At 54.5% G+C, this 12,273-nt stretch carries 10 protein-coding genes; 5 read left to right on the top strand and 5 right to left on the bottom strand.

From position 1 onward, the window contains the following. Positions 1-52 precede the first annotated feature (52 nt). The gene (locus AC1MKH_RS00335) at positions 53-961 is read right to left on the bottom strand and encodes a LysR family transcriptional regulator (RefSeq protein WP_276223531.1); all 909 of its coding nucleotides are present in this window, start codon (positions 959-961) and stop codon (positions 53-55) included. Positions 962-1,050: 89 nt separating this feature from the next. Here AC1MKH_RS00335 and AC1MKH_RS00330 point away from each other — a divergent pair, with 89 nt between their 5' ends. Continuing rightward, positions 1,051-1,425 carry a carboxymuconolactone decarboxylase family protein gene (locus AC1MKH_RS00330; protein ID WP_276223533.1) on the top strand — a complete coding sequence of 125 codons (375 nt, stop codon included), beginning with the start codon at positions 1,051-1,053 and terminating at the stop codon, positions 1,423-1,425. An 87-nt stretch (positions 1,426-1,512) separates the two neighbouring features. Here AC1MKH_RS00330 and AC1MKH_RS00325 read toward each other — a convergent pair whose 3' ends face one another. Beyond that, positions 1,513-3,945, bottom strand: a complete 2,433-nt coding sequence (locus AC1MKH_RS00325) for a bifunctional aspartate kinase/homoserine dehydrogenase II (protein WP_276223535.1) — start codon at positions 3,943-3,945, stop codon at positions 1,513-1,515. Positions 3,946-3,947: 2 nt separating this feature from the next. Then, positions 3,948-5,108, bottom strand: coding sequence for a cystathionine gamma-synthase (metB, locus tag AC1MKH_RS00320; protein ID WP_108476311.1), 1,161 nt, complete (start codon positions 5,106-5,108; stop codon positions 3,948-3,950). 264 nt (positions 5,109-5,372) lie between these two features. On the opposite strand from metB, the gene metJ reads away from it, so the two are divergent. Next, positions 5,373-5,690: a met regulon transcriptional regulator MetJ gene (gene metJ / locus AC1MKH_RS00315; RefSeq protein WP_015966498.1), complete on the top strand. Its 318-nt coding sequence runs from the start codon at positions 5,373-5,375 to the stop codon at positions 5,688-5,690. A gap of 65 nt (positions 5,691-5,755) precedes the next feature. After that, the gene (locus tag AC1MKH_RS00310) at positions 5,756-6,364 is read left to right on the top strand and encodes a YiiX family permuted papain-like enzyme (RefSeq protein WP_276223539.1); all 609 of its coding nucleotides are present in this window, start codon (positions 5,756-5,758) and stop codon (positions 6,362-6,364) included. Between the two features lie 311 nt (positions 6,365-6,675). Here the strand turns inward: AC1MKH_RS00310 and AC1MKH_RS00305 are convergent, their stop codons facing one another. Together AC1MKH_RS00305 and rpmE are read right to left on the bottom strand one after the other, a co-directional pair. Further along, complete coding sequence (locus AC1MKH_RS00305; protein ID WP_276223541.1) at positions 6,676-8,097, bottom strand: MFS transporter; 1,422 nt, start codon at positions 8,095-8,097, stop codon at positions 6,676-6,678. A gap of 305 nt (positions 8,098-8,402) precedes the next feature. Further along, positions 8,403-8,615: a 50S ribosomal protein L31 gene (gene rpmE, locus AC1MKH_RS00300; protein ID WP_015966500.1), complete on the bottom strand. Its 213-nt coding sequence runs from the start codon at positions 8,613-8,615 to the stop codon at positions 8,403-8,405. Positions 8,616-8,827: 212 nt separating this feature from the next. On the opposite strand from rpmE, the gene priA reads away from it, so the two are divergent. After that, the gene (gene priA, locus AC1MKH_RS00295) at positions 8,828-11,023 is read left to right on the top strand and encodes a primosomal protein N' (protein ID WP_276223545.1); all 2,196 of its coding nucleotides are present in this window, start codon (positions 8,828-8,830) and stop codon (positions 11,021-11,023) included. A 149-nt stretch (positions 11,024-11,172) separates the two neighbouring features. Further along, positions 11,173-12,195, top strand: a complete 1,023-nt coding sequence (gene cytR, locus AC1MKH_RS00290; RefSeq protein ID WP_015966502.1) for a DNA-binding transcriptional regulator CytR — start codon at positions 11,173-11,175, stop codon at positions 12,193-12,195. The last annotated feature ends 78 nt before the right edge of the window (positions 12,196-12,273 follow it).

Genomic DNA, 12,273 nt, shown 5'->3' with positions numbered 1-12,273 from the left:
AAGATCCGCGCAAACGGTGAGGAATATTCAGGCAAGATGAAAAAAATTCATCTTACTCCGGTGCTGTGAACTGATTCTTTAAAAGAGTTATCAACCACTCAAGTTTCGGCTGCTTTTCAGGCAACACCACGACGCCTGCGCTGACTCGCAGACTATTGTCTGATAATGGACGAAAAACAACACCCTGCCGCTGAATGGCGGCGAAAGATGCCGGAAGCAGGCTTAAGCCATCTCCATTTGCGATTCTGGCGAGCAGAACATCATGTTCGAGAGGCTCTTCGATGCAGGATGGCACATAACCGGCATGCTGGAAACGTTGACGAGTGTAATCAAAAAAAGCCGGGTTACGCTCTCGCTTGAACCAGAATAAAGGGCGAGAACTTAAAGAGGATAAAGAGATCGAAGCAGATTCTGCCTCTGGCCAGATAGCGGGCAAAGCGGCAATCAGCGGTTCTTGCCAACCAAGCGGTACAACAGATAATCCACCGATCTCAAGCGGCAGTGCCACCAGCGCCGCATCCAGTTTTCCTCGTTGCACCTGACGTACCAGTTCAAGAGAACTGTGCCGCGCGATACGTAGCGTATCAACCCGCGCACGTAGCCGGGTTTCTAACGCCGTAAAAACCCCCTGCTCAAACGCCGTGGTTAGCCCAATACGCAGTAATGGGCCATTTGCCAGCGCAAGTTTATCGAGCGCAGCATAGGTTTTCTCCTGCAACGCCAGCAGCGGACGAACGATCTCCAGCACGCGTGCCCCTTCCTCCGTCAACGTTAGCCCTCGGGTATGACGGACAAACAGCGTTACCCCCAGACGCTCCTCAAGCTGGCGAATATGACGGCTGAGCGGCGGTTGCGACATAAAGAGTCGTTGAGCGGCCCGGCTCATGTTGTTCTCTTCCGCCACCACGGCAAAGTAGCGTAGCAGGCGAATATCGAGAGAATGAATGGGGGTGTTTGTCATACCGAAAAGGTATCACGGAAACGGTATTATCCAAACAGCATCTGGCGGACTATTCTCCCGTCACACCTAAGATAAACGAGGATTTCCCCATGCATTCAGAACGTTTTATTACCGGCCAGGACATGCTGCAAAAAGTGGATGGTAAAGGAGGCAATGCTGTCGTCGAAAGCCTGAAAGATATCGCTCCAGACTTTGCCCGTTACCTGATCGAATTTCCGTTCGGTGATATCTATTCCCGCCCCGGTCTGGATTTACGCAGTCGTGAAATCGCCACCGTCGCTGCTTTAACTGCATTAGGAAACGCATCGCCACAGTTGAAAGTGCATATTGCGGCGGCGCTTCATGTTGGGTTAACGCAGGAAGAAATTACTGAAGTGATCATGCAGATGGCGGTTTACGCCGGTTTCCCGGCGGCGCTGAATGGCTTGTTTGCGGCAAAAGAGGTCTTTACCCATCAGCCGTAACGCCGGATGGCGATGCTCACGCATCTTATCCGGCCTACGTTTTGTATAGGTCGGATAAGACGTAGCCGCCGTCCGACAAATGGATTATTACAACAACTGCGCCAACCGGTTAATATCCGACTGAATCGCCCCGGCGGTGACATCGCGCCCCGCGCCTGGCCCACGGATCACCAGCGGGTTGTCGCGATACCAGCGGCTTTCGATGGCAAAGACGTTATCGCACGGCAGCAGTGCCGCCAGCGGGTGTTCCGGACGCACCGCTTCCACACCGACGCGCGCTTTGCCGTTGGCGTCGAAACGCGCCACGTAGCGCAGCACCAGGCCCATTTCCTGCGCAGCTTCAAAGCGTTGCAGCATCTGATCGTTCAGCTCATCACCGTTTTCAAAGAAGTGATCGATCGAGCCATCTTCACAGTGCGACGGCACCAGCGACTCCACGCGAACCTGATCCGGTTCGATATCGTAGCCTGCCTCACGCGCCAGAATCACCAGCTTACGCATCACGTCTTTCCCGGAAAGGTCGTCACGCGGGTCGGGTTCCGTTAAGCCCTGCTGCCAGGCTTGATCCACCAGTTCGGTGAACGGCACGGTGCCGTCGAACTGCAGGAACAGCCACGAAAGCGTGCCGGAGAAAATCCCGCTGATGGACAGAATGCTGTCGCCGCTGTCGATCAGGTCGCGCACGGTATGGTTTACCGGCAGGCCCGCGCCGACGGTGGCGTTATATAACCAGTGACGCCCGGTTTTTTCGAACGCATCGTGGATTTGGCGATAGTTGTGGCTGCTGCTTGCTCCGGCCAGTTTGTTGGCGCTGATAACATGGAAACCGTGGCTGGCGAAATCGAGATACTGATCCGCCAGCTGTGGGCTGGCAGTGACATCCAGCACCACCAAATCATCATACGGGTGCGCGCGCATCCACAGGAACAGGGACTCTTCGTCCTGTTCGACCGCTTCATCTTCGAAGAATGCCAGCGCGCGGCTGGCGTCCAGCCCTTCATAACTCAGCAGGCTGCGGCGACTGTCCACCACGCCTGCCAGCGTGAATTCAAACCCGGTACGCGCCGAGAGCGTACTTTGCTCGCGCGCGAAGAGCTCCAGCCAGCGAGAACCGATGTTGCCCTTGCCGAACAGCACCAGGCCGATGCGTTTTTCAGCGCGGAAGACAGATTGATGCAGGCCCTGAATCAGGCTTTCGGTTGGGCCGGTACGCAGCACGGCCACCAGGCTGATACCCTCTTCCGATTGCCAGGTAAATTCGACCGGCTGGCCTTTCAGTTGCTGCCAGAAACGGTGGCAGTGCAGCGGGTTACGGCTGACGCCCGCCCCGACAATCGCGACCAGCGCCAGGCCCTGACGTAAACGCAGCTCGCCCGGCAATCCTGCTTCATCAAGAATTTTTAGTGCGCTATCCGCCACTTCCGAGGTGTAGCAGAATTGCAGCAGTTGGCGATCCGTATGAACACCAACAGCCAGCGGACGAATACCCGCACGCTTCAGTAATTGGTCAATATCTTTATGCGCCAGCTTAAAGTCCTGGCTTGCCGGGACGCGGAATTCAATCAGGCAGACATCGTCATGGCTGGTGACAATACGCGCGCCCGTACCGGAGGCCAGCACGCGTTCAATACGCGTGGAGCCTTGATCCGGCGTATAGCTACAGCGCAGTTGCAGGTCGATATCGCTGCCGGAAACCGGCTGTAAGGTACGCGCGTGCAGTACTGGCGCGGCAAGACGCGCCAGTTCGCTGGCCTCATCGAGACGCAGCAGCGGCAGCAGGCAGGCATCTTTCACTTTACGCGGATCGGCGCTGTATACCCCGGCGACATCACTCCAGATGGTCACGCGGGAAACGCCCGCCAGCGCACCGATTTGCGTCGCGGAATAGTCAGAACCGTTACGCCCCAGCAGGACGGTTTCACCCGCGTTGTTGCGGCTGATAAACCCGGTCACTACCAGACGTTTACCCGGATGCTGCGCCATTAACTGTTGCAGCAGCGGGTAAGATAAACCTTCATCCACCTGCGGCTGGGCGGAGCGCTCGGCACGTAAAAACTCACGCGCGTCGAGCCAGGCGGCTTCCAGACCCTGCTGTTGCAACACGGCCGCCATCAGACGAGCTGACCACACTTCACCGTGCCCCACCACTTCCGCATACACGGCATCGGTGACACCTCCATCCAGCAATACGGCTAAACGTTCGAGGTCATGAATAAATGCGCTAATCAAGCCATCGGCAATCTCAGCGGGCAGCAGACCGCTAATCAGATCAGACTGATAACGACGCAGCGTCTGTTGAACCTGATGCGCAGAGAGACGATCGCTCTGGCTGAGTTTCAGCCAACTAATCAACTGGTTAGTGGTGCTACCGGCTGCGGAAACGACCATCATATCGCCGGGATGAGAATACTCTGCCATAATCCCGGCAACACGCAGGTAACACTTCACATCTGCCAGACTACTCCCACCAAATTTATGCAGTTGACGTTCGTTCGTCCCTGCCTGCGCAATCACACTCATTTTTATCCCTCGGCTGCAACCCGGAAGCCATTTTCCAGATCGGCAATTAAGTCTTCACTATCTTCAATACCGGTTGAGATACGCAACAGCGTCTCAGAAATCCCGGCGGCGGCGCGCGCTTCCGGCGCCATGCCCGCGTGGGTCATCGTAGCGGCGTGGGAGATTAAGCTCTCAACCCCACCCAACGATTCCGCCAGCGTAAACAGCGACAGCCCGCTCAGGAAACGGCGCAGCGTCTGCTCATCGCCGTCCAGCTCAAAGCTGAGCATCGCGCCAAACCCTTTCTGCTGGCGAGCGGCAATCTCGTGCCCCTGATTTTCCGGCAAAGAAGGATGATACAGTTTTTTCACCAGCGGCTGGTTTTTCAGGAAGTCGACAATCGCGTAGGCATTGCGTTGCGCCACTTCCATGCGCGGCGACAGTGTACGCAAACCGCGCAGCAGTAAATAGCTGTCGAATGCGCTACCGGTCACGCCGATATTGTTCGCCCACCAGGCCAGTTCGGTGACGATTTCCGGATCTTTGGCAATCACCACCCCGGCAACCACATCAGAGTGGCCGTTCAGATATTTAGTACAGGAATGCAACACCAGATCCGCGCCCAATGCCAGCGGATTTTGCAGCGCCGGGCTTAAGAAGGTGTTATCCACCACGCTGACCGCGCCGACTTCACGCGCCAGCCCACATATTTTCGCAATATCCACCACGCGTAACAGCGGATTACTCGGACTTTCGACCAGCACCAGCTTCGGTTTTTCTTCCAGCGCCGCGCGCAGCGCCTGTTCGTTACCTTGATCAACGAACTTCACGCGATAACAGCCGCGTTTTGCCAGGCTGTCAAACAGACGATAGCTGCCGCCATAGCAGTCGTGCGGGGCAACTAACAGATCGCCCGGCTTCAGGAACACGGTTGTCACCAGATGAATCGCCGACATGCCCGTATTGGTCATTACCGCACCCGCGCCACCTTCCAGCTCGGCCAGCGCCCGCTGCACCACATCACGCGTTGGGTTGCCGCGACGAGAATAGTCATGAGCGCGCGGCTCATTAAAACCGGTGAAATTATAGGTACTGGAGAGATGAATCGGCGGGACAACGCAGCCATACTGTTCGTCGTCATTTAAACCGCTGCGCACTGCGATGGTGGCTTGTTTACGGGTCATTGTGATTCGTTCCTGACTTAATCGGTGAAATGTCAGGCACCAGAGTAAACATTGTCACAATAGACGTCAATACATCTGGACATCTAAACTTCTTTGCGTATAGATTGAGCAAAAGACGAATAGCCGTTAAAATTATATGCATTAGCGCACAACTGCGGCGGCTCATATCGTGTCAGGGCCGCGTCACTACGGTAAACTATGCGCGATTATGGTCAGGGCCGAAGCTCGACCTTTTATTAATGATAAAGAGGATTAAGGTATCTCATGGCTGAATGGAGCGGCGAATATATCAGCCCATACGCTGAGCACGGTAAGAAGAGTGAGCAAGTAAAAAAAATTACGGTTTCCATTCCTCTGAAGGTGTTAAAAATCCTCACCGATGAACGCACGCGTCGTCAGGTGAACAACCTGCGTCACGCCACCAACAGCGAACTGCTGTGTGAAGCGTTCCTGCATGCATTCACCGGGCAACCGCTGCCTAACGATGAAGACCTGCGTAAAGAGCGCAGCGATGAAATCCCGGAAGAGGCGAAGGTGATTATGCGTGAACTGGGTATCGACCCGGAGACGTGGGAGTACTGATTCAGGGAGCGCGGCTCACGGAGTACGAGCCGCGCTTTTTAATGTGATGACACGGAGGTTGTGCCATGAAACCCTGTTTACTGGCATTCGGCCTGGTTTTGGCTTATCCGGCTTATGCCTGGGAGCCGCAAACCGGCGACATCATCTTTCAAATTTCTCAATCTTCACAAAGTAAAGCCATTCAGTTGGCCACCCATTCTGACTATAGTCACACCGGCATGATTGTTATCCGCGAGAAAAAACCGTATGTCTTCGAGGCCGTTGGTCCGGTTATCTATACGCCGCTGCAAAAATGGATAAGGCACGGAAAAGACGGGAAATATATCGTGCGTCGTGTGGACGGCGGGTTATCGGCTCAGCAAAAACAGAAGCTGGCACAAACCGCGAAGCGCTATCTCGGTAAACCTTACGATCTGGCCTTTTCCTGGAGCGATGACCGCCAGTACTGCTCTGAAGTGGTGTGGAAGGTGTATGACAAAGCGCTGGGAATGAAATTGGGTAAGCTGCAAAAACTGAAGGATTTCGATCTCAGTAATCCGACGGTGCAGGCCAAACTGAAAGAACGCTACGGCAAGAATGTGCCGCTCAATGAAACCGTTATCTCCCCGCAGGCCGTGTTTGATGCGCCGGGGCTGGAAACGGTTGATAAAAAGTGGCCGTTATTTTCGTGGTAGTGCACGCTGAAGAAAATGCCTGATGGCGCTGCGCTTATCAGGCCTACAAATTCTGCAATCTGTAGGTCGGGTAAGCGCAGCGCCACCCGACAAGCAACCCGCAACCCGTAGGCCGGGTAAGCGCAGCGCCACCCGACAAGCAACTCCGCACCCCGTAGGTCGGGTAAGCGCAGCGCCACCCGACAAGCAACTCCGCACCCCGTAGGCCAGGTAAGCGCAGCGCCACCCGACAAGTAACCCGCAACCCGTAGGTCGGGTAAGCGAAGCGCCACCCGACAAGCAACTCCGCGCCCGACATGACTTACTCCGGATTACTTACTGATCCCATTGAGTTTATTCAGCGTTTCTTCCATTTTTAGCGTCTGTTTTCGGTTCAGCGGATAGAAGTAAATCAAAATCACTGCCGCCAGAAACAAGCATAACGCCGGTAACAGGTTGGCCATAGTGTAGATATTTTCCTGTACCACGCTGGTTTGCACCGCGCCGCCGGTCGATGAAGACTGATAACCGATAATCGCCAGCATAAAGCCGCCAATCGCCCCCGCGAACGCCTGACCCACTTTACGGGCGAAGAAGTTCACGCCATAAACGGTGCCATCTTCACGATCGCCGGTCACATACTGATGGTAGTCACAGACATCGGTCATAAATGCCCAAATCATCAGGTTGAACAGCCCGGCCCCCAGCGTCGCGAGGAAAAGGAATACCAGGTACACTTTCGCATCGGTGATGTGAATAAAATACATGATCAGGTACATCGCCACCGCAAACAGCAGCGCGCCGACGCTGGCCTCTTTTTTACCAAACCGTTTTGTCAGCCAGGACGCCGACGGTGCCAGCAGCACCAGCGAGCCGAAGGTAAACAACAGGGCGACGGACATCGCTTCTTTATTGTGGAAATAGTCATTAAACAGATAGGTCATGTTAGTGCCGGAAAGCCCCTGATTAATCACAATCAGTAAATCTACCACCACCAAAACTATCAGCGCTTTATTACGCAGCAAACCTTTCAGTAAAACGGAGACCGGCATGCTCTCTTTTTTCTCTACCCGCACCCGTTCTGTAGTGAGCTGGCAGGTGAGCGTTAAAAAGATAAAACCCAGCGTGGCGCAGCCAATTGAAATCCAAAAAAAGTGCTGACCGGAAATCACCTGGCTTCCGTCAACCAGGGTGGTATACATCAGAATTGGAATAAAGAAACCGGTTGTCCCGCCGCCGATCGCTGAACCAATACTGCGATACGTTGAAAGCGAAACACGTTCGTCCGGGTTGGAGGTAATAGCCGCTGACATCGCGCCGTAAGGAATACTGACGGTCGATAACAACGAACCATAAATAAAATAGGAACAGCAGATATAAATAATTTTCGCTGTATACGAAAAATCATGCACAAACGGCAGAAAAAGCACCACCGAAATAATGCAGAAAGGGTACTTCATCCTTCGCACCCACGGATTAAAACGCCCGGTTGCCGTCAGTTTCGAGGTATCACATAAGCGCCCAACGGTAACATCAACAAATGCATCGAAGAGTTTGGTGATAAAATAAAGCGAACCGACAATCACACCGGAAACGCCCAGTACGTTGGTGTAGTAAATCATTAAAAAGCTATTGACCAACCCAAGAATAAAACAGGTTCCCAGGTCACCGCATAAATACCCGATTTTATCTCTGAATCCAAAAGGTCTGATCGCCACACTGCTGTTTTTCGTAATATATTCATTGCCAGGCATGATGTCACTCCTTAGACATATTATTCACGAAAATATATTTAGAGATGATTTAATTACGCTGGCAATTTTAGTTTCAGGGGAAGTGGCGACACCTTCTGTTTTTTGCCACCTGTGAATATAAAATGGCAAAAAACAAAAGATCGAGAAGATAACGATCACTAAAATGACACATTGCACATAAAAATAAAACATGGTTTTATTTTTTGCATTTTATATACATTCAAGATAGTAATAGAATTTGTCAATTACATTTCTTACAGATACAAAAAAGGCGCCTTTCGGCGCCTTTTTCGGAGAAGCAAAACTTATTTGCTGCCCGGGATGCTGAAACGCTTGTTGAAGCGGTCAACACGGCCACCGGTAGCAACGTCACGCTGCTTACCAGTGTAGAACGGGTGGCATGCGCCACAAACGTCCAGGTTCAGATCATGACCCGCAGTGGAGTGAGTCTTGATAACATTACCGCAAGAACAAGTTGCAGTAATTTCTACGTAATTCGGGTGAATACCTTTTTTCATGGGAAACCTCAGTTAAGGCCGCGTCGCTCTTCCAGCCCTAACGCCAGACACCACGCGATGTTGATAGTAAACTTCTCGGCTTTCGACGCATTTTTTCTGCATCAAAGGCGGCGGATCATACAGAATCTGAGCAGGGTATGCAAACTGATCCGTTCTTCACCTGAATACAATGTGTATACTAACCCGCCACTTTTCAAGTCCAGGAAGAAAAAATGCCTGTTGCCCACGTCGCCCTGCCCGTTCCGCTACCGCGTACGTTTGACTATCTGCTGCCTGAAGGCCTCAGCGCCAAAGCGGGATGTCGCGTTCGCGTGCCGTTCGGCAAACAGGAGCGCGTTGGCATGGTGGTGTCAGTCAGCGAAAAAAGCGAACTGCCGCTGGATGAGCTGAAACCGGTCATTGAAGTGCTCGACAGCGAACCGGTGTTCACCACCTCGGTGTGGCGACTGTTGCTGTGGGCGGCGGATTACTATCATCACCCGATTGGCGATGTGCTGTTCCACGCGCTGCCGATTCTGCTGCGTCAGGGGAAACCGGCCAGCCATGCGCCGCTGTGGTACTGGTTTGCCACCGAGCAGGGCCAGGCGGTGGATATCAATAGTCTGAAGCGCTCACCAAAACAGCAACAGGCGCTGGCCGCGCTGCGTCAGGGGAAAATCTGGCGTCATCAGGTCGCGGAACTGGAATTTACCGAAGCGGCGTTGCAGTCGCTGCGCAGCAAAGGTTTAAGCGAGCTGGCGAGCGAAGCCCCCGCTCTGAACGACTGGCGCGAAGGCTACTCCGCCATTGGCGAACGACTGCGTCTGAATACCGAACAGGCTACCGCCGTGGGCGCGATCCATAGCGCATCTGACCGCTTCTCTGCGTGGCTGCTGGCGGGGGTGACGGGTTCCGGTAAAACCGAAGTGTATCTCAGCGTGCTGGAAAACGTGCTGGCGCAGGGGAAACAGGCGCTGGTGATGGTGCCAGAAATTGGCCTAACGCCGCAGACTATCGCCCGCTTTCGTGAACGTTTTAACGCGCCCGTGGAAGTGCTGCACTCCGGGCTTAACGACAGCGAGCGCCTGAACGCCTGGCTGAAAGCTAAAAGCGGCGAGGCGGCGATCGTTATCGGCACGCGTTCTTCCTTGTTTACACCATTTAAAAATCTTGGTGTGATTGTTATCGATGAAGAGCACGACAGCTCTTATAAACAGCAGGAAGGCTGGCGCTATCATGCCCGCGACCTCGCTGTCTGGCGCGCGCACAGCGAGCAAATTCCGATAATTCTCGGCTCGGCGACGCCTGCGCTGGAAACGCTGCTCAACGTGCGCCAGCATAAATATCACATGCTGCGCCTGACGCGTCGCGCCGGGAATGCGCGGCCAGCTACGCAGCACGTGCTTGATTTAAAAGGGCAGCAGTTGCAGGCGGGGCTTTCTCCGGCGCTCATCAACCGCATGCGCCAGCATTTGCAGGCGGATAATCAGGTGATTCTGTTCCTCAATCGCCGCGGTTTCGCGCCCACATTGCTATGCCACGACTGCGGATGGATAGCCGAATGCCCACGCTGCGACAGCTACTACACGCTGCACCAGTCGCAGCATCATTTGCGTTGTCACCATTGCGACAGCCAGCGCCCGATCCCGCGCCAATGCCCTTCCTGCGGTTCAACACATCTGGTGCCAGTTGGGCTGGGAACCGAGCAACTGGAGCAGGTGCTGGCCCCGCTCTTCCCCGGCGTACCGCTTTCCCGTATCGACCGCGATACCACCAGCCGCAAAGGCGCACTTGAACAATATCTGGCGGAAGTGCATCGCGGCGGCGCACGTATTCTGATTGGCACTCAGATGCTGGCAAAAGGCCACCACTTCCCGGACGTCACCCTGGTTGCCCTGCTCGATGTTGATGGCGCGCTTTTCTCGGCAGACTTCCGCTCAGCGGAACGTTTTGCCCAACTTTACACCCAGGTTTCCGGGCGCGCAGGCCGTGCAGGTAAACAGGGCGAAGTGGTTTTACAAACGCACCATCCGGATCACCCGTTGCTGCAAACGCTGCTGTATAAAGGCTACGACGCCTTTGCCGAGCAGGCGCTGGCCGAGCGCCAGACCATGCAGCTTCCACCGTGGACCAGCCACGTGCTGATTCGCGCGGAAGATCACAACAATCAGCAGGCGCCAGTGTTCCTGCAACAGTTGCGTAATCTGCTGCAGGCCAGCCCGCTGGCGGATGACAAACTGTGGGTTCTCGGCCCGGTTCCGGCCCTCGCGCCGAAACGCGGCGGGCGTTATCGCTGGCAAATCTTGCTGCAACACCCTTCCCGCGTGCGCCTGCAACATATCGTCAACGGCGCGCTGGTCCTCATCAATACGCTGCCGGAAGCGCGCAAAGTGAAGTGGGTCCTCGACGTTGACCCGATTGAAGGTTAATTCTCAGGTTGCGAGCAAGATCGAGGAATCTAACAATCGTCACACTTTTTATGAAAATTCTGTAACAGATCGGATTAACTATCTGATAAAAGTGTGTCTGATGTCAGACACAGGGGACGTGTCTGCGCCAGTCAGCGAGGAGAAATCAGGTGAAGGCTAAAAAACCGGTTGTGGCCGCAACCATGAAAGACGTTGCTATGCAGGCGAAAGTCTCTACGGCAACCGTATCACGCGCATTAATGAACCCCGAGAAGGTCTCACAGGCAACGAGAACTCGCGTTGAGCAGGCCGCACTGGAAGTCGGTTACCTCCCGCAGGCGCAGGGGCGTAACATGAAACGCAATGAATCCCGGACCATTCTGGTCATCGTGCCGGATATCTGCGATCCCTTCTTCAGCGAAGTGATCCGCGGTATCGAAGTCACCGCTGCCTCGCAGGGTTATCTGGTGCTGATAGGCGACTGCGCGCATCAGAATCAGCAGGAAAAAACCTTCATCGACTTAATCATCACCAAGCAGATCGACGGTATGTTACTGCTCGGTTCACAGCTGCCATTTGATGCCAGCATTGAAGAGCAGCGCAATCTGCCGCCGATGGTGATGGCCAACGAATTCGCCCCGGAGCTGGGGCTGCCGACAGTGCACATCGATAACCTCACCGCCGCGTTCAATGCCGTTAACTACCTGCACGAGCTGGGTCATAAACGCATTGCGTGTATCGCCGGGCCAGAAGAGATGCCGCTGTGCCACTACCGCTTACAGGGGTACGTGCAGGCCCTGCGCCGCAGCGGTATCACGGTAGATCCGGCGTACATTACGCGCGGCAACTTTACCTACGAAGCGGGCGCTAAGGCGCTTGAGCAGCTTCTGGCGCTGCCGCAACCGCCGACCGCCGTGTTCTGCCATAGCGATATCATGGCACTCGGCGCGTTTTCCTGCGCCAAACGTCACGGTCTGAAAATCCCGGACGATCTGTCGATTATCGGCTTTGATAACATCTCGCTGGCGGAGTTCTGCGACCCACCGCTCACGACCGTTTCTCAGCCGCGTTTCGACATTGGCCGGGAAGCGATGCTGTTGTTGCTGAATCAGCTAAGTGGGCAATATGTCGACAGCGGCTCGCGTCTTCTGGACTGTGAACTGGTCATTCGCGGCAGCACACAAAAAATATGACATAAAAGTGTGGGGCTTTAGGACTTGCTTGTCTGGTCAAAGCCTCGTCGCTTAAGTAACATGTCGGGTTCACGAACG

The organism is Pseudocitrobacter sp. CD920760, assembly GCF_057782505.1.
Note: the sequence above shows the minus strand (reverse complement) of the source record. Positions and strands in the feature narration are given on the sequence as shown.